Origin of the sequence: Companilactobacillus mindensis DSM 14500, assembly GCF_001434275.1 — a bacterium.
In the GTDB taxonomy this organism is placed as follows: Bacteria; Bacillota; Bacilli; order Lactobacillales; family Lactobacillaceae; genus Companilactobacillus; species Companilactobacillus mindensis.
This window is the reverse complement of record NZ_AZEZ01000003.1, coordinates 16134-34102: the sequence shown is the minus strand read 5'-3', so window position 1 is coordinate 34102 and position 17969 is coordinate 16134. Positions and strand designations below refer to the sequence as shown.

17 protein-coding genes and 1 pseudogene are annotated in these 17969 nt (G+C 37.2%); 13 read left to right on the top strand and 5 right to left on the bottom strand.

The genetic code is table 11. The annotated features are described in order from the left end of the window. The first annotated feature begins 97 nt into the window (after positions 1-97). Positions 98-2494, top strand: coding sequence for a hypothetical protein (locus FD29_RS00475; RefSeq protein WP_147007896.1), 2397 nt, complete (start codon positions 98-100; stop codon positions 2492-2494). Positions 2495-2593: 99 nt separating this feature from the next. On the opposite strand, the gene FD29_RS00470 is transcribed toward FD29_RS00475, so the two are convergent. After that, on the bottom strand, positions 2594-2875 hold the full coding sequence (locus tag FD29_RS00470; RefSeq protein ID WP_057887020.1) for a hypothetical protein: 282 nt from the start codon (positions 2873-2875) through the stop codon (positions 2594-2596). 238 nt (positions 2876-3113) lie between these two features. Between FD29_RS00470 and FD29_RS00465 the strand changes: the two genes are divergently transcribed. The 8 genes and pseudogenes from FD29_RS00465 (at position 3114) to FD29_RS00435 (ending at position 12685) form a co-directional block, all read left to right on the top strand. Beyond that, positions 3114-4235 carry a hypothetical protein gene (locus FD29_RS00465; RefSeq protein WP_057887019.1) on the top strand — a complete coding sequence of 374 codons (1122 nt, stop codon included), beginning with the start codon at positions 3114-3116 and terminating at the stop codon, positions 4233-4235. A gap of 10 nt (positions 4236-4245) precedes the next feature. After that, entirely contained in the window at positions 4246-5739 is a 1494-nt protein-coding gene (gene wsfD, locus FD29_RS00460) for a glycan biosynthesis hexose transferase WsfD (protein ID WP_235804231.1), read from the top strand. Further along, on the top strand, positions 5729-7291 hold the full coding sequence (locus tag FD29_RS00455; protein ID WP_057887018.1) for a hypothetical protein: 1563 nt from the start codon (positions 5729-5731) through the stop codon (positions 7289-7291). The genes wsfD and FD29_RS00455 overlap by 11 nt, the downstream gene beginning before the upstream one ends. 49 nt (positions 7292-7340) lie before the next feature. Continuing rightward, positions 7341-8558 (top strand): annotated as a pseudogene (locus tag FD29_RS00450) (glycosyltransferase family 2 protein). Then, positions 8503-10248: a cellulose biosynthesis cyclic di-GMP-binding regulatory protein BcsB gene (locus FD29_RS00445; protein WP_307724430.1), complete on the top strand. Its 1746-nt coding sequence runs from the start codon at positions 8503-8505 to the stop codon at positions 10246-10248. The pseudogene FD29_RS00450 and the gene FD29_RS00445 overlap by 56 nt, the downstream one beginning before the upstream one ends. Positions 10249-10468: 220 nt before the next feature. Next, entirely contained in the window at positions 10469-11323 is an 855-nt protein-coding gene (locus FD29_RS00440; RefSeq protein WP_057887017.1) for a hypothetical protein, read from the top strand. A 430-nt stretch (positions 11324-11753) separates the two neighbouring features. Continuing rightward, positions 11754-11876, top strand: a complete 123-nt coding sequence (locus FD29_RS11705; RefSeq protein WP_268871988.1) for a hypothetical protein — start codon at positions 11754-11756, stop codon at positions 11874-11876. Positions 11877-12103: 227 nt separating this feature from the next. Further along, entirely contained in the window at positions 12104-12685 is a 582-nt protein-coding gene (locus FD29_RS00435) for a TetR/AcrR family transcriptional regulator (protein WP_057887016.1), read from the top strand. Between the two features lie 126 nt (positions 12686-12811). Here the strand turns inward: FD29_RS00435 and FD29_RS00430 are convergent, their stop codons facing one another. Next, positions 12812-13987, bottom strand: a complete 1176-nt coding sequence (locus FD29_RS00430; protein WP_057887015.1) for a site-specific integrase — start codon at positions 13985-13987, stop codon at positions 12812-12814. Between the two features lie 143 nt (positions 13988-14130). Here FD29_RS00430 and FD29_RS00425 point away from each other — a divergent pair, with 143 nt between their 5' ends. Then, positions 14131-14742 (top strand): hypothetical protein, encoded by a 612-nt coding sequence (locus FD29_RS00425; RefSeq protein WP_057887014.1) that lies wholly within the window; start codon positions 14131-14133, stop codon positions 14740-14742. 115 nt (positions 14743-14857) lie between these two features. Here the strand turns inward: FD29_RS00425 and FD29_RS00420 are convergent, their stop codons facing one another. From FD29_RS00420 to FD29_RS00410, 3 genes are all read right to left on the bottom strand, one after another. After that, positions 14858-15646, bottom strand: coding sequence for a hypothetical protein (locus FD29_RS00420; protein ID WP_057887013.1), 789 nt, complete (start codon positions 15644-15646; stop codon positions 14858-14860). A gap of 66 nt (positions 15647-15712) precedes the next feature. Further along, on the bottom strand, positions 15713-16111 hold the full coding sequence (locus FD29_RS00415; protein WP_057887012.1) for a M48 family metalloprotease: 399 nt from the start codon (positions 16109-16111) through the stop codon (positions 15713-15715). 3 nt (positions 16112-16114) lie between these two features. Then, positions 16115-16450 (bottom strand): helix-turn-helix domain-containing protein, encoded by a 336-nt coding sequence (locus FD29_RS00410; protein ID WP_057887011.1) that lies wholly within the window; start codon positions 16448-16450, stop codon positions 16115-16117. Positions 16451-16711: 261 nt separating this feature from the next. Here FD29_RS00410 and FD29_RS00405 point away from each other — a divergent pair, with 261 nt between their 5' ends. Genes FD29_RS00405 through FD29_RS00395 form a run of 3 tightly spaced genes read left to right on the top strand, consistent with a single transcriptional unit; the run spans position 16712 to position 17951 of the window. Then, positions 16712-16915 carry a helix-turn-helix domain-containing protein gene (locus FD29_RS00405; protein WP_054642070.1) on the top strand — a complete coding sequence of 68 codons (204 nt, stop codon included), beginning with the start codon at positions 16712-16714 and terminating at the stop codon, positions 16913-16915. A 19-nt stretch (positions 16916-16934) separates the two neighbouring features. After that, positions 16935-17711, top strand: a complete 777-nt coding sequence (locus tag FD29_RS00400; RefSeq protein WP_057887044.1) for a phage antirepressor — start codon at positions 16935-16937, stop codon at positions 17709-17711. A gap of 3 nt (positions 17712-17714) precedes the next feature. After that, positions 17715-17951 carry a hypothetical protein gene (locus FD29_RS00395; RefSeq protein WP_057887010.1) on the top strand — a complete coding sequence of 79 codons (237 nt, stop codon included), beginning with the start codon at positions 17715-17717 and terminating at the stop codon, positions 17949-17951. Positions 17952-17969 lie beyond the last annotated feature (18 nt).

Below are 17969 nucleotides of genomic sequence, written 5' to 3'. Positions count from 1 at the left end.
AGTTTTATAATATAAGTGGATTCTTAGTAACAAATTTCCGCAATTGATTTTATTTTGAAAATAAATTAATGAAACATTCAGAGAGAAGTGATTCTTTATGGGGGTAAAGAAACTAAGCTGTTTTTTAGCAATTATTTTGTTGACTGTAATTTCAAGCTTCCTTGTTGATGTGACTGATATTCAAGCAGATCCACCGGCCTTGAGCCCTTTTAATAGTAATGATGTTCCCAGTGGTGTCGCGGGGGATAAGGTGATCGATCCATACGATGAAAAAACCACGACCATTTTTAGACCACTGACTTATGACAATGGCAGCGGACTGGGTAATTCCAATAAGTTTCTTAATGGGACTAATAACCCGATTGCGGGTATTAATAATGGCTTTTCTACTAATCCAATCAATCATGGTGGTGGATACTTGTCGCTGTGGACCAAATCAAACCATGCAGGTGTCATGTGGAGCAACGATGCTTACAAAATGGATCTGGATAAGGACCAATATTTTTCCTTTTGGTTTTGGGGTAGTGACCAGGATATGACAACTAAGTATTCTAATGGTGGGATCGCATTTGCCATTCAAAATGATCCTCGTCAACAGAATGCTTATTCTTACGATAATGTCAATGGGACAGCGACAACTGATGCTGCGCTTAAATTGTCACCGGCAGAATCATTAGGGCTATTTGCAGCTGATCAAAACGTTCCCCATTTGAGTAGTGCTGTCAAAAATAGCTGGGCTTTGTCGATCGACTCGTATGACAATAAATCCGGCAATATCAATGATTCTTTTGATAAGGGTGTTTATCAAGGTGTACCAATAACTGGGCAAGTATATCTTTCCACAAGCTATCCAGGAGAGGCTGACTCATATTTGCCATTCACAACAGCCAATGGTACGACGGCCTATACGATTCCCCGAACTGTTGTTGATACAAGCAATATGAGTTTAGCAAATGGTGTAGGGATGTGGCATCACTTGAGATTGCTCTATCAGGCTCCTAAAGACGGTGGCAATCAAGCGACGATGACATATTGGTTCAATGATATATATACCAATGGCAGTTCGAATACTAATTCTGGACCAGATTCAGTAGATACACAGGCCAATCCACGCAAGATCCAACGCACTACCACAATTGATTTGAGTAAATTGCACGTAACTCAGGATTCCGATGGCAAGCGCTTAGTCAGATGGGGATTAACGTATCGTGATGATGCTGCAACAACTTCTGGTGGTAGTTTCGTTATTGAAAATGCTTCGCCAGTAATGAACGTTTCCGTTGAGCCGGAAGTGATCGACGTGACTCAGGATAATCGAGTTTTAACTGATGACAATGAGTATGTCAATTCGGGCGACCAACTAATATTTAGAAATGTTTTGAATTATAACCGTGGCGTAACTAATTGGACTAATATCAAATCGGTTATTGGCGTTCCTACAGGGACAATTTTAAACAAAAGTAATTATGGTAATGTCACTTATGGCACGGGCAGCAATACTTCGAGTGTGGCGATTCAAAATGCCACAGTATCTGGAGCATATATGAGCTATGCTTTGACCAAAGGCTTGGCCGCTAGTGAAACTACTACTACGTCCCCACATGCAGTTATGGATGTGAATATGTCTGCTCAAGCAGCGGATAATACCGATGTTAAAGTTCCGGGAATTACCAGTTATTTCAATGGCGATTACTATGTTGGAACTACCACCTCAAAGAGTTTCATTATTCGTGGCAAACAAACTAAAGATTTACAATTGTCGGTCAATGAAAGCAATCCAATCAAAGTCTTTAATGGTGGCAACGTGAATATCAGTGGGAGTTTGAAATACGGTGATGATTCAGCTTTTGTCAGTCCTGGTGCGTCGATCTACTTAAACGTAAATGGCAGCGATAAGAGCGCACTCACAGTTCCAGTTGCGTCCACTGGTGATAAATCAATCGATATTTCTGACGCCGTTTCCCAAGAACTGACCAAAGAGTTAAAGAATAATGAATTAAATGTAGGCGATAACCAAGTTACGATCTATGCGCGGGATTCACTAGGAAATGTATCCAACAAAGTAAGTTTGACGATCAATGTTTCTGATCAGTCAGTTGTTTTGGATCTGGATTCAAATGGCTATTCGTTCAAAGATATTCAAGCGCTTTATAGTGGTCTGGTTGAACGTAAAGGTGATTGGAAAGTAAATGTCGATGCTGTAAATTCAGCTTGGAATTTATCAGCTAGTGCTAGTTCTTTGGAATATACTGATGCTCTTGATCAAGTGCATGCATTTGATGGTGGGTTAGTTTATAAAAAAGGCAACAAAATTCAAGCAATGGATGTTAACGTACCAATTAGTTCATCTGCTGATAATACTGGTACATCGACAACTATCATTGGTCAGAATTGGTTATCTGACGAAGGTATTCTTTTGCAATCAGATGGTAAGACTAATACCAAAGGAAAATATACTGGTACGATTTTTTGGGATCTAGTCCAAGGACCGTAATTTAGAAAGTGGAATGAATTTGTGTCGCTCATTTCCAAATAAAAACAAAAAATTCTCTGATTCAAATGCGAATCAGAGAATTTTTTTGTAAGTGTGATTTTAGTCTCTAGTAATACTCAATACGGCAGTTGTTTTCAAGGAATTTTTGTTATCTTTTCCAATGGTGATCCAGTCGGCAGCGCTGATCAAACCTTCAAGTTTGTTCTCTTCGTCGTCTTCGGTAACTTTCCCATCTTCGAAGCTACCATTAAAGATTCGATCCAAATAATAATTGTCGTCGTTGCTTGCCATCAATGATGATTGATATTTCCAAGCAATTAAATATGTTTCCTCAGTAATGTGAATGCTGCGACCATTCACTAGATTAATATTCAAAGCCATGATACCGCCTCCTTAACTTGATTATAGCAAAGATAGCGCTTTATTCGTTATCGGAAAGCCATTTTATTAAATAAATAGGTATTTATATATAAGAAGAAACGTAATTTTAATATGGTAATTAATCAAAATATATTAGCGATTTAATTAACTTATTGGAAAAATGAATCATATAGACCAAAAGTTATGTTAAGTTTGTCAGTAGCAGGAGAATTTTTCAAAAAGGGTGTGCGTGATTTTTATGAAGAAAAAAGCCGCATTATTTTTATTGTTGAGTTTATTGATCATTTTGACAGGGTGTTCGCAAAAAGTTGCTACAGAAAAGTCGACGCGTTCCAGTGCCGAATTGGTCAAAACAACTGATTACAGTGACTATAATACTCAAGAAAAAAACTTAGAACATTTTATCAAGCAAAAGTTAGTGACGAAAAAAGGCATCTACACTAATTACAGCAAGCAAAAGTATATTGAAAGCGAAGCGCGGGGACATGAAATGCTGTCAGAATCATCAGGACTTTGGCTGGAGCATTTAGCGTATACGCATCAATATAAAGCATTTAGAAATTTTTATAAGCAGACGAAAGCTACTTTTGATCAAGGGAATCAATTCAGCTACCGTTATGTGCCAGCAAAGAACAAGAAGTTCTCAGTCAATGCGACTTTGGATGATCTAAGAATCATCAAGGCTTTGCAGATGTATTCACAGTTAACTAAGGATAAATCTTATCACCAAGAGGCCGTGACTAGATTTGCTAAACTTCAGAAGCACACGATGCAGCGGGGAAAGATCGCCAGTTTTTACGATACCAGTGCCCATAAGGCAAGTACGGACAGTGCTTTACCATATTATGATCTTTTGACTTTACGTTATTTTGAATCAGGAACTAAGGCTAGTAAAAAGATGTATCGCCAACAATTGACGGTCGTTCAAGATGGTTTCTTGGGGGATGCTTTTCCGCTGTATGCGACGACTTATAATTGGCAAAGCAAGTCTTATAGTAAGGATAATTTGAATACGTCTGAAGCGTTGGAAACGTTGTTGCATTTGTCAGAAGTTGGTAAAGTCAAAAAAGTTTCATTGAACTGGTTGACTCGTCAAGTCAAGAACAACACGTTATACAACGCATATACAAATACTGGTGGCATCGTTGATTCGGGACATTCGGCTGGTAGTTATGCTTTAGCAGCTGAGATATTTGCCACGAATGGCAATCAAAAGATGTATCACCAAGCGATGAATTTGGTTTGGAAATACCAAATCAGCGATAAAAGTTCGCCAATGTATGGGGCCATTGGTTTGGAACAGAAAAAAGAAGCATATTCATACAATAATTTAAACGCCCTAATCGCATCACAATATTGAGGTGAACAATTTGTCAAAGATACTCAAGAGCTGGTGCAGTAAATTTGCTAAGCGAGTTTCACCAGCTATGTTTGCCACTATTTTGGTTGCAATCATCAGTGGCATTATCTTGTTTATCCCACCAATCAAAGGATTAGGGGACAATGGGGATTTTTATAATGTACTTTTAACTAATGGCTTGTATCGCTTGCCGATGCATTACAATCAACTCAGTGACTATGTCATCAATAAATTTGGAATTCTTCATTATTATAATGAGAATCATTTTTATACTTTTACTTCACAGATGATCTCTGTCAAACTAGCGATGTTTTTAAATAAGCTATTTTATAGTCGGACGGTGTTTGACATTCGTTTTATGGGGTTGGTCCATTATGGATTTTATCTAGGTGGGATTTATCTTTTAACGAAGTCACTTGTCCATCCCTTCCGTAAAGTCGGCAGCTACGTGATCGCCTTTTTGGTCGTTTTGATCTTGGGCGATTCGGCTTATACATTATTCTTCAATTCGTTTTATGCGGAAGCCGGCATGTTCGTCTTGATCATTTACATCATGGCAGCAATTATGTCGCTGGCTAGAGACGTTTATGCGAAAAATTGGCCAATGGTTTGGCTGTTCTTTGTAGCATCGATCCTTTTGGTCACGAGCAGTCAAGCCAATGCTAGTTTGACGATCAGTTTAGTCATTATGGCGATCGGTTTGGTGTTTTTGCCAGGTTTCAAGGCCAGAAGACTTGCGGTAGCTTTTGGAGCGTTGACGATTTTTCTGGCTGGAGTAGGGATCTATTTCTCAGCTAATGAAGAAGCGGTCAATGCTAATAAACTCCAAGCTTTTTCCCAAGGGGTATTGTTGGAAAATACTAAGGATCCAACTGAAGATATCGACCGTGGCGGAGTTGACGGGCAGTATTCATTGATTCGTGGGAAAAATTATTATACGGACTCTTATACGGCCATCAAGCCAAGTGGGGCTTACACTAAAAAGCATCTATTGAAAAAAATCAATGTTGGTTGGACAGTCCATTACTACGCAACGCATCTGAAGCAATTCAATAATCTTTTAGATGTCGCCGCAACCGATATTCCAAATTTACAGATGAAAAATGTCGGTGACTTTTCTAGAAATTCAGGTCATAAACCACGGGCCCAGACCAGATACTTTACATTGTATAGTGCAACTTTAGGGGCTTTTTATCCTGGTAAATATGCGTTTGACTTGTTGATAATGATCGGTGCGATTGGTGCTTATGCGGTCGGCTTTTATTTGGATAACAAGCGCAACCATTATTACGGAATCGTTAGATTCTTCTTGGTCGTTGGCTTGATGTTGGCGTTAGTTTATATTCCAATTTACGCAGTGATAACTGGGGGAGAATTTAATCTAGCTCAAAGACTCTTTATGGCCGTAACTAGTCTCAATTTAACGATTTTGTTGTTCGTGAGCGATATTATCAATCACACATTGTGGCACACAACGCCGGAGGAGGATGACGATGAAGAATAATAAGTTTGCGGGATCATTTTTAGTAGTTATTAGTCTATTGTTGTTGTTGTTTATCGTGGATCCACCACAACCTGTGCAAGCTGCAAGAACTGATAACAAAGTTTTATTAGTCTACGATTCGCAAAATAATCTGCAAAAAAAAGCCAAAAATATCGACGCCTTGCAACGAGTTTTGACCAGTATGAATTTGCAAATTAGAACAGTTGAACAAGCTGATTATAAAAAAGGCGATTTGAACAGTAGTTACGTTGGAGTGATCACGATGATCAATTGGCGTCAGGTAGGCTTGAAAAATCGAACGTTTATAACTGATCGCAGTAAATTTTCTGGTATCAAACTGCATATTGGCAATAATCTCCTTAAAAGTGAAATTGAAGCGTTAGGTGGTTCGGCTCAAGATTTGTATCGGCAACAGTTCATTTTGAAGAATCACGCTAATACGCAAACTTTACCGTTCAGTGAAACTATCACAGTCGTGCAAAATTTACCTAAATCGGCTAAGACGTTTGGCACTTTGTCAACGCAGCAGGAGGATCAGAAAAGCTATCCTTTTGGTGTCATCAATGGAACGAATGGATATTTGCCATCGTTTCGGTCGAGTGGCTTGTCGTTGATGACGGAAATAGAGCTCATCGGTCAGTTGTTCAGTCGGGTTGGCAAGTATCAGCCATTATTGACTTTTACCAACGTGACACCTTATAGCAATTTGGAATACATCGACGATTTGAGTTTGTACTGTTATAAAAATGAGATTCCCTTTGCAATCAGTACGACTTCGGTCAGCCAGAATACTGATTTGAAGGCTTTTGATCGTTTCACAGCGGTTATGCGTAGTGTTGAAAATCGGGGTGGCATTATCTTTCTAAATGCACCTGAAGTCAGTAACGCCGACAATAGTGGACAGACTTTGAGCAATAAGTTTTCAGACTATTTAGTCACTTTGGCTCAGCACAAAGTCTTTCCAGTTGGCGTCAGTGCGCCAGGCTATTGGAATCAAGATAAAATTTTACGAAATAATTTTTTGGACTATGGCGACCACTGGCTGATGTTGCCCGATCCGGAAGAAACGGCATTTGTTCACCAAGATAATAAGGCCAATGTAGCCACAGAGAGTTTCTTTACTATGCCGTTGTCATCGTTAAAGGAAGTTAAGAAGACAAGTACGATGGCGTTTGCTATTCCAACAGCTCTGACGATCTCAATGCCTGATTCGAAGACGCACGTGCAGATGGTCAAACGAGAACTTTCACGTTCACAGTTGACTTGGTATGATCCAGCAAATAATTTAACAACGCGCATTGCCACACCAAGTACATTATTGGAATATAAATATGGCAACTATTTTGCCAATGGTCAGCAAGAGGATACGCAGATCAGCAGTTCGTTATTGAACAAAGAATTCGATGATGGCAGTCCTAAAGCAGCTATGAGCAAGTACTTCAGAGTGCAAGGCAATGTCTTTATGGTCTTCTTTGTCATCGTGACAGTTGTTCTTTTAGTGTTTATTTACTTGGGACAACGAGTTTATTGGAATAATTTCAGAAGAAAGTAAGGAGGGGGTCGCTATTTCAGCTTTAGATTATTTATTATTAGTGGCAGTAATGTCGATCTGGGTAACTTTGGTAGTCAATTTGATTTTGACTATCGCTGGATATACGTGGTATTTGCGCCACGCCAACAAACCTGATCCTAAGTTGCCTAAGACGCCTCCGTTCGTCTCGATCTTAGTACCAGCGCACAACGAAGGTATCGTGATCGTTAAGACAGTCTTAGCGTTGTTGAGCTTTGACTATCCGCACGACCGTTATGAAATAATTGTGATCAATGACAATTCCAGCGACAATTCAGCGGAATTATTGAAGAATTTGCAAGATGAATTTGGCGCCAGTCGCTTACAAGTCATTAATACCGACAATATTACTGGTGGCAAAGGAAAATCAAATGCTTTAAATATTGGCTTGAAACGTGCTAAAGGTAGCATTATTTCGATCTATGACGCCGACAATACACCGGAACACGGAGCTTTAAGAATCCTTGTGGCCGAGTTGTTAGGCGATGATCGACTAGCAGCAGTGATCGGTAAGTTTAGAACTCGAAATAAGAATGCTTCGCTGTTGACCCGCTTTATCAATATTGAGACGTTGTCCTTTCAATGGATGGCTCAAGCTGGTCGGCAGCAACTGTTCCATCTCTGTACGATTCCAGGAACCAATTATGTGATCAGAAGAAGCGTGATCGAAAAAGTTGGTGGCTGGGATGAAAAAGCTCTAGCTGAAGATACAGAGATCAGTTTTAGAGTTTATCAGATGGGCTATCGGATCAAGTTTCAACCCCGAGCAGTCACTTGGGAACAAGAGCCGTAGACTTTGGACGTTTGGTTCCATCAAAGAACGCGTTGGGTCAAAGGCAATATTTATGTCATCGTCAAGAATGCCAAATTGCTCTTTCAAAAGAAGGGCCGGCCGATCCGCTTTGATCTGTTGTATTTTTTGACGATTTATTTCTTATTGATGACGTCGTTATTACTGTCAGATTCGGTCTTTGTTTTGTCAGTCGCTGGTGTAGTTCATTCGAACTTGCAAGGATTCAGCAATTATTTGTGGTTATTTGCAATTTTAATGTTCGTTATCAGTACTTTTGTAACAATAACGACAGAACGTGGGGAATTAACGTTCAATAATCTGTTGTTAATATTATTTATGTATGTGGTTTACAGTCAAATGTGGCTCGCAGTAGCCGCTTACGGAATGGTGGGGTATATTCGTGAACAAGTCTTTCATCAACAAGCGAAATGGTATAAAACCAAACGCTATAAATAAAATAATTAGTTTTTTCATGGCCTTTTTCATCGCCATTGTTTGTTTATCGACCCAAGTGAACACAGTCAAAGCGGCCGATGACAATCAAACTTATACACAACAATTTCAAAATACCACGACAACGTTATCTGGAAAATCAGTAACTTCGAGTATGTATTTTACTAAAATGGGTTACTGGGATCTCAAAAAAGTAACGTTCAATTTTAATTATCAGATCTCGCAACTAGCGTCTCGACAGACTTCTGATATCACCGTGTCTGTCAATGGGGTCAAGTTCTATTCTTTCAGGCCTAAAGACGAAACTGGTTTTCAAACTGAAAAGATCACTGTACCTTTGGATCTAGTTCAAGGCAGCAATAAATTACAGATCAGTGGTCAAGTGTTGGACCAAGATGATCAGAACAATAATTATCAATTAGCTCAGACGCCAGCAAATTGGCTAACGATGGGCAAAGGTTCCAATATTAATTTTGAATATAGTTTAGACGAAGCTGACAATACGCTCAGTTCGTTTTATGATCATTTCACTGGTAAAGATACGATCTCTTATCAAAGATCAAAAATTGCCACAGTTAACAATCCAACCGCCGATGAATTGACGGCTAGTATGATTGCTCTGTCAGGTCAGTCACGAGTTATTTCAACTGACAACGATCAAATCCCAGTTGTGAAATATAATCAAGTCAAAGCCGCAGAAGGCAGCTATACGATGGTCATTTCTAAGTATGACAAGTTGAATAGCGATTTGAAGAAACAGATCGATGCTGACAAAATGGGCAATCGAGCTGTTATCAAAACGTATTATGCAAATAATCGTCACTATTTGACCAAGTCGGCGGATCGTTTGGAGGGTGCTGGGCACAGAGAAGCTGATTACTTTGTCCAGATGCCAAGCGACAAAACTAACGCAGACGGTTCTAGGATCAATTTACATTTCAGTTACAGTAAGAATTTGAATTTCAATCGTTCGTTAGTAACGTTGTATGTCAACAATACTGTAGTTGGCAGTAAGAAGTTGACGGCAGCTAATGCCAACAGTGATTACGTTTCACTGAAGGTTCCTAAAGGGGTAGCTTTGGACAGTAGTTTCACTGTACGGGTAGCCTTTGATTTGGAAATGAAAGATCAAGCTACTTCGGACAACAGTAATACGCCTTGGGCTCAAGTTGAACCACAGTCCAAGATGATCGTTAAGTCGCAAAAGAGCAACGACTTGTTGTTCACTAACTATCCAACGCTGTTCATCAACAATGAAACCTATGATCACTTGGCTGTAATAACGCCTAAGAAGTTGAACAACAATGACTTCAAGACCTTGACGAATATTTTCAATTTGGTTGGTAATTTCTCAAAGAGCAATACTGGTAACATTCAGTTTTATAACAAGATTCCTTCCAAGTCAGTTTTGAAAAATGATAATGTGATCGTCGTTGGTACGCCAAAAAATAATCCAATGGTCAAAGAATTAAACGACCAACTTTACTTCAAGTATTCTAAGAATTTCACTCGGCTCGTTTCGAATGAGAAGTTGAGTATTGAAGACGACTACGGTAAAAATATCGGAACCGCTCAACTCTTGCGTTCGCCATACAATGACAAGAAAGGGATGCTAGTTGTTACTGGTGTTAACACGAATGATACTTATTTAGCTTCTACACAGATCAATTTCCAAAAGAATATTCAACATTAAACCGGTGATGCGATCGTCGTCGACAATAACAATACTAATTACGGGTATCGTTTCAAGAAGAACAAAGCTATTGACAAATCCTTAGCTAAAAAACGTAGTTTTGATAAGAATTCGCAGTTGATCATGTATTTGGGAGCTGCTATTTTGGTCATTATTGCGATCGGTGTTGGTGTCTTTTTGACCTTCAGAAAACAAGGACAATTGAATGGGGGCAGTAAACATGGACAAAAATGATGCAAGGAGTTCGCTTTTTCAAGATGTTGGGTTGTTGACCTTTTTGGCATTGTCTAGTGCCACAGGAGTCCTAATGGCCATCAGTGGTCATATCTTCTTAAACGTAGTGTATTTATTCTGTACGGGGATGTTGATGATGATCACCTATTTCTTCGGCATCTTGCCTAGTCTGATCTCAAATATCGTTTTCATCGCCATTCAAGCGGTGATCATGGTTTATCAATACGTTACACAAACTTCACATTTGCCATGGCAGCTGAGTTTTTGGATGATAATGCCAATATTGTTGTCGCTAGCTTTGTATACGATGACTAGAAACCAAGTTGCTTTGCAGAAGTCTAACAGTGAATTGCGGACTTCTTTGATCGAACGGGGAGCCTTTGATGAACAGACTAATTTGAGAACTACGGTTGCTTACATTGAAGATATTGCCGTTTTTGCGGAAACTAACCGTCGTTTTGAGATTCCAGTTACAACAGCGATAATCAAGATTCGTTACTTCAACGACTTGAAACGAATGATGAGTCCGGATCAGTTGCGGCACTTGTTGAAATTGACGACTGAAACTATCAAAGAGAAGACGCGGACCAATGATGTTATTTATTTGTTGAACAACGAAGATCCAACTTGGGCTGTCTTGCTATATAGCGACACCAAGGGAACTTCGATCGCAACGAATAGAATTAAAGAAGGCTTCGCCGAAAACGTACAAGCCGATGTCTCCTTGAATACCTTGGCAATCTCAATGGTTGTAGGGATTGCTTCTTGGGATGGAGAAACAATGAAGACGCCATATGATCTAATGAATGCCGGAATCCACGAGACACAATATGATGTTTAACGATAAATAGAGTAAAAAAATAACCACTGATTCGATTTAGAATCAGTGGTTATTTTGTCCTAATTTTTGAAAGTTAGGAATGCTTTCTCAATTAGAAGTTTATGATAAGTAAAAAAATCGCAAAAAAGATAACGTCCAGAATGGCCGACCATTCGTACCATTTATCTGGCTTACTAAACTCTATAGTGTTATGCCCTCGTTTATGAGGGTACCACGACGGATATTCTTTTTTGGACATATTTTTCATTTTGCATCTTCTCCTTATTGATTGTATTCATTATATCTAGAATGAAGAAATTTTGCCACCGAAAAAAATAATGTCATGAGTTTTATTAAAAAGAAAGGGCTTGCATTTTAATAAATAAAGAATATAATTTCATTTATTATCCGTTGGGAATAATCTAAGAAATATAAAGATGGGGGTAGACAAATGGAATATCGAGTACAATTAAATACCAGTTCTCAATTGTTTACTGTTGAAGACAAAAACACACATGCTTTTGCTGATGGTAAAACAATCGAAGAAGCCGTCAGTAAATTAAAGACTGCTTAATATAACAATTTATACATAAATAAGAGACAATTAGAAGGCAGGACAAAATACGTTTAGCTTTCAAAGATCAATGTAAAATGACCTCTGATTCAGGATCTCTGAATCAGAGGTTATTTTTGTCAAAAGTTTTTATAAAAATTTCAGTTTAAATATATTCAAAAAGCCAGTTGTATCATGAGGTAGTTTGTCGGACAATATAGTGATTATTTTGAAATATGGAGGGCCTTATGAAGACGACTGACGAAAGAATTCAAGCGGCACTTTTAGGACTACTGAAAGAGAAGCGACTTGATGAAATTACGACCGTGGCAATCGCCGATCGAAGCCAACTCAACCGCACGACAGTATATAGACATTATGTAAATAAATCTGCCATCTTGAAAGCGATTGAAGATAACGTTTTAGAAAAAATATTTGCAGCTGACGAAAAGGTTCATCAAGGCAATGTCTTAGTTTTGCTGAAAGCTATCGATGAACGCCGTGATATTATTGGCATCCTGTTGAGCGACCATGCTGACTCGCGGTTCAATGACCGTTTCATCGCCTTTTTAGTGGAGCGGGGGTTAAATACGATCAATTCCTCGCCACGATTCAACTGGTTAGATGATCGACAAAAGGAATTGCTGATGCAATATTTATCCTCGTCATTGATGGGATTAGTTAAATATTGGCTGGAACATCCCGAGATGCCAGTTGAAGAGTTAGATGACTTCTTTGAAAACTTGTTTCAAAAAGGAGTCGACAGTTTTACTGGTCATCGATGGAAAAAGGGTGTAGAGCAACAAAAAACGCCAGTCGCAAAAGACTGACGTTAACGATTATTTATATAAGCGAACTACGAGAAAGATACCCTCAATGGTCAAAATGCCTTAATAGCAATAGGTACAAGGGCTACAGCCTGTTAAAATATATCCGTGACACACCCGTGACACACTTTAAAAATTCACAAACTTTGCGAGGTTGTTAACAGTATTCATTTGTGTTTTATTAGATATGTGCCAATAAACTTTCATTATTTGGGATGTATCGGAGTGTCCAAGTTGAAGTTGAACAGCTTTGATACTTGAACCAGATTCAAGCATGAGGGAACATGCTGTATGTCTGATTCCGTGAATGTTAATACGTTTTAACTTTTCGTCATGATTTTTATTGTATGTATTTATTATGACCTGTAACCATTTATTGATTTTAGTTAAGCTCAATAGTTCGTTGTGTGTGTTAGGGAACAATAATTGATCGTTTGAGCTATCAATATTATAACCAAGGACAAACATTTCTTTTCTCAATTCTTTAAGCCACTTTTTTAAAACTGAACAAGTTTGACTATCAAGACCGATAGTTCTAACAGACGTTTTAGTTTTAGGTGTAGAAATAATAGGTTTATTATCTATTCCACGACTTACAGTTTTATTGATGGTTAAAGTTTTATTATCAAAATCAATATCGTTGATCTGCAATGCTAAGAGTTCACCTTTTCTCATTCCGGAAAAAAATAAAAGTCTGAACATTGCTATGGCTTTTTGATTATGGTCGGAATAAGTTTTATATAGTTGGTCAAAGAACATAGCTGTTTCTTCCTTAGTCCAAAAATTAGCTGGTTTATTAACTTCTTGCTGTTTCTTCTTTGGCATTACAATTAAATTCATGGGGTTATCATAGATAATCTTTAATCTAATGGCTTCTTTAAATACAAGATTCGCATAGTATTTAACCATTTTGAATGATGATAGTTCATTAGACCACTTATTTACCGCTTCCTGGCACATAGGAGTGGTTATTTTTTTTATCTTGAAACTTCCTAGTGAAGGCAAGATGTGGTGCTTAAAAAGCCCTTCAACACGATTTAGCGTGCTCTCTTTGACTGTATTTTTATAGGACTCAAGAAAATATTCATATACTCTTTTATAAGTAAGATCAGAGTCGTTAGAATATCCATGGTTATCAATTTCAGATAATTTTGCATTTAGAAATTTTTGACATTCCGCTTTAGTTTTAAAGCCGCGTTTTGTAGTTCTTTTTACTTTATTTGTTAATGGATCAATGCTACTAGGATAAATACATCTCCACATTGATTTGCCATTTTTTAATGTATATTTTGTTATTGTTGCCATATTATTACTCCTCATTTTCAAGCGTGGGAGCGCAAATTATGAGAGTAAATCAGGCATCACCTCCTTAAAATTTGATATTGAATCTACACAGTTGCTATGCTATACGTGATATAATATTATATAGTATATATTAGGAGGGCTATATGAATTTAACGTCATTAATATCATCACTTATAGTTTCTGGTAGTTTAGGATATTTAAATTACAATATATTAACAAAATTAGATGTAGTAGACTTCTATAAAGATAACAAGGACGATAAAAGATATTTTGTTATTATGCTAGATGGTATAAACTATCTTTTATATTTAGTGATAGCAAGTTTTATACCACATGCTCAGCAAGGCAGTTACTTAGCAATAGCTATTACCATGCTTTTAGTATTACTAATAAGCGTTGTTTTAGACTTTACTGTTTTTCCATGGTCTAAAAAGTTTATTAATTGGTTAATTTCAAAAGTAAGAAACAGAAGCGGACTACCTGATTTCGACGTTAAATCCACACAAGAATTCTTTTTCAATAGTAATGAGCCACAGAGGGTTTACATTTATGATTTTGATAATAAATTAATCGATTGTGGATATCTTTACTATAGCTCTGGTTCAGATTTTGACGAATTGAGTCCGGTTTTAATTCCTTTTGAAAAACCAGAAGAGGAGAAATCTTACTTGGAAGTTAAAAAAATAGCTCGTAAGCAGAGTTCTCAAATGTTAATAGATTCCGATAGACAAATAAAAATTTTAAATCTTTCTTAAATTATTATCATCGCTCATAATAGAGTCCTTCTAGTCACGCTTAGTTGCGTGGCTTTTTTAATTTTGGTAAAAATAAATAAGCCTACTTGAGACTTAGATTTATTTTTGTGATTAATTACTGAATTTGCCCCTTCCAGGTCAAGTCATTAAATTTGATTGTTACTTCATTTCCTGAATGTTTTAGCCCGACACCAATTCTTAAATTAGCATTTTGCCCTTCAGATAAAGTATCAGGTATACCATTGTCTCTATTTGATGATTGAGTACCAATTGTTCCGTTGGAATCTGCAACAGATAGTTCTGATCCATCAAAATCATCCAGTGGAATGTCTCCCTTAACAGAACTAACAGTATAATTAACAATTACATATTGTTGCATACCTGAATAATTATGAGATATATCGGTAACAGACACATCATCTGGATCAACCTTTTGTACTGAATTAACAGTAATTGAAGCAACCATATCACTATTGCCAACCATATCGCCTTTACCAAAATCCATTGGTTTAGAGCTTGAAGATTCAGATTTAGTAGATGCTTTTTTATTTACATATGGATGAATAGTAAACTTTTTAGAAATCTTCTGATTATTAAAATATGAGATTATTTTAAATTCACCTGAATTATAAAGGGTCATATTTACAGAACCAGTTTCAGCTACCTTAGGTCCATAAACGGCACCATCAGAAATTCTAATGATTTTATATTTATTACCCTCATTGGTACTAAATTTAAACTTTGCCTTTCCGTCGGCTTGTTGGGTGATATTTTTAGTATCAATACTTAAAGTCGCCTGTTCCTTAGGTATCATTAGGTAGGCAATTGCAATAATAAACACGCCAAGTACAACCCAGAACCACCATTTTTTATATAGTGGCTTTTTTACCTTTTCTTTATCCATAATATAATTTCCCCCATAAATATATATTTGATCAGTATAAGTATATCAGAAGGGATGTATTAAAAATCACATTACAGCCATTTTTCTTTTGGCGATGTATTCATATCTCAATGGAATACAGAATTGCTGTAGAAACATAATATAGCTATTGAAGTGGATATCATAATCTTTACAATACTGTAGTAGTAAATCGATTGCTACCTTATTAGCAGCTCCCTCAGAACTAATCTTTCCAATATTTGAATGGTCATATATGTAGCAGGTATCGCCATTAAGCATATGACCAATCTCATGAGCTACCACCATTGGCAGTTCCTCTTGCTTGTACCAATTCGTATTAATAAACATCATGTTACGTTCTGGTATGGCTAAGGAAGGCCAATCAGAATCTATTCCATTAAGTAATTCGAATCCTATGTGATGATCTAGTGCGTAATTCAGTAAGTAAGTTGTAACATCACTCATATATTATTTTCCCCCGTCTAAGATACGTCTAATCATTTCTAATTCTTCTGGTGGTATTTCTCTACCACCATAGCTCATGATAGTGTAGTCATCTTGCATAGCATCTTTAATATCTACTTTTTTAGACTTAGTATTAACATCCGGATCATCCGTTTTACCCAATAGGTAGTCTACAGATACGTGTAAAACATTAGCAACCTTAGATAGGCTTTCAGTACTAGGCGTTTTAGTTTTCCAATGATATATGGAATTTGTGCCTAAGCCAGCTTTGTCATTTAGTTTTGTTAGGGAATAACCCTGTTCTTTTGAAACTTTTTTAATTCGTTCAAACGTCGTCATAACAATGTTCTCCATAAGTTTGACGAATTTAATTAGCACAAATGCGTAAATGCACTTGCAAAATTAGCATTTGTGCGTAATAATTAATTCATCAAGTAATTGAGCAACAAAAACACACGACCACCGATACAATGCTTTGGCGAGAATTGCGGTAGTAATAGGGTTTGCATTGCTTATTTAATATGCCTTCATATTAGCACCTGTGCTAATTAAGGTCAACAACTTGATGAAAAAATAACAGAATGGAAAGGAGTTGATCACATGCCAGAACAACAATTCGCAAAGGTAGCACATGACATTGAGCGATCAATTAAGATTGCATTGCTTAATCGAGATATGACTCAAAAAGAGTTAGCTGAATTGATTCATGCTAATCCACAACAATTGAATAGAGCTATTAAAGGCGACATGACACCTAAATCACGTGAATTACGTGAACAAGTTGCACGAGTTTTAAACCTATAAAAAAGAAGGCAAGTAAATGATGAACAACTTACAGGAATTTAATTTTAAAGGAAACAATGTACGAACGGTACAAATTGACAGCAAACCTTATTTTATGGGTAAAGACGTGGCGAGCATTCTCAATTATATGAATACTGCTAAGGCTATCAGAGATCATGTTGATGATGAAGATAAGCTGAGTGAACGAATCGTTCTGTCAGGTCAAAACCGTGAAGTAATTTTGATTAATGAATCAGGACTTTATAGTTTAATTCTTTCTAGTAAATTACCAGCCGCAAAAGAATTCAAGCGTTGGGTTACATCAGAGGTTCTACCAACAATACGAAAACATGGTGCTTACTTAACTGATTCAGCGATTGAACAAACACTAACTGATCCAGATTACCTAATTAAATTAGCCACACAGCTTAAGACGGAACGTGAGGGTAGGTTGATTGCTGAACAACAAGTAGCAGAGGACAGACCAAAAGTTACTTATTATGACAAAGTTCTCGCTAATCCATCATTAGTAACTATAACTATCATTGCTAAAGATTATGGGATGAGTGGTAGAGAAATGAACGCTAAACTTCATGAACTTGGAATTCAATATAAACAAGGTACAACGTGGTTGCTTTATTCTAAATATCAACATAATGGTTGGACTCATTCAGATACAACAATGGTTAAACGAAAAGATGGAACTGAAAAGGCTGTTTTAAACACTAAGTGGACTCAAAAAGGTCGTTTAGGACTATATGAAGTTCTTAAGCAGCACAACATTTGTCCTACGATTGAACAACTCGTGGAGGTCTAAACAATGGGAGAAATTAGGCCAATTGAAATGTTACTAAGTGAACGACAGTTTCAAATATTGAGAGATCAAGTCATTAAAGCTGTAACACGTAAATGGCTACGAACTAAAGACCTACCGAACTATTTAAGCATGGCTGACAGTACGATTCGTGAGAATTTACCAGGTCTTCCATTCCACATAGTAGGTGGCACCAAGCTTTATGATCCGAATGAACTAGACGATTACATTAAAAATTTATAAAAAAACAAGCGTGGGAGC

Excerpts from the sequence above, each read along its gene's own strand:
- FD29_RS00465 (WP_057887019.1), top strand. The coding sequence starts at position 3,114 with ATGAAGAAAAAAGCCGCATTATTTTTATTGTTGAGTTTATTGATCATT.
- FD29_RS00415 (WP_057887012.1), bottom strand. The coding sequence starts at position 16,111 with ATGAGTGATGTTACAACTTACTTACTGAATTACGCACTAGATCATCAC.
- FD29_RS00455 (WP_057887018.1), top strand. The coding sequence starts at position 5,729 with ATGAAGAATAATAAGTTTGCGGGATCATTTTTAGTAGTTATTAGTCTA.
- FD29_RS00475 (WP_147007896.1), top strand. The coding sequence starts at position 98 with ATGGGGGTAAAGAAACTAAGCTGTTTTTTAGCAATTATTTTGTTGACT.
- FD29_RS00430 (WP_057887015.1), bottom strand. The coding sequence starts at position 13,987 with ATGGCAACAATAACAAAATATACATTAAAAAATGGCAAATCAATGTGG.
- FD29_RS00410 (WP_057887011.1), bottom strand. The coding sequence starts at position 16,450 with ATGACGACGTTTGAACGAATTAAAAAAGTTTCAAAAGAACAGGGTTAT.
- FD29_RS00395 (WP_057887010.1), top strand. The coding sequence starts at position 17,715 with ATGGGAGAAATTAGGCCAATTGAAATGTTACTAAGTGAACGACAGTTT.
- FD29_RS00405 (WP_054642070.1), top strand. The coding sequence starts at position 16,712 with ATGCCAGAACAACAATTCGCAAAGGTAGCACATGACATTGAGCGATCA.
- FD29_RS00440 (WP_057887017.1), top strand. The coding sequence starts at position 10,469 with ATGGACAAAAATGATGCAAGGAGTTCGCTTTTTCAAGATGTTGGGTTG.
- FD29_RS00435 (WP_057887016.1), top strand. The coding sequence starts at position 12,104 with ATGAAGACGACTGACGAAAGAATTCAAGCGGCACTTTTAGGACTACTG.
- FD29_RS00420 (WP_057887013.1), bottom strand. The coding sequence starts at position 15,646 with ATGGATAAAGAAAAGGTAAAAAAGCCACTATATAAAAAATGGTGGTTC.
- FD29_RS00425 (WP_057887014.1), top strand. The coding sequence starts at position 14,131 with ATGAATTTAACGTCATTAATATCATCACTTATAGTTTCTGGTAGTTTA.
- FD29_RS00400 (WP_057887044.1), top strand. The coding sequence starts at position 16,935 with ATGAACAACTTACAGGAATTTAATTTTAAAGGAAACAATGTACGAACG.
- FD29_RS11705 (WP_268871988.1), top strand. The coding sequence starts at position 11,754 with ATGGAATATCGAGTACAATTAAATACCAGTTCTCAATTGTTTACTGTT.
- FD29_RS00470 (WP_057887020.1), bottom strand. The coding sequence starts at position 2,875 with ATGGCTTTGAATATTAATCTAGTGAATGGTCGCAGCATTCACATTACT.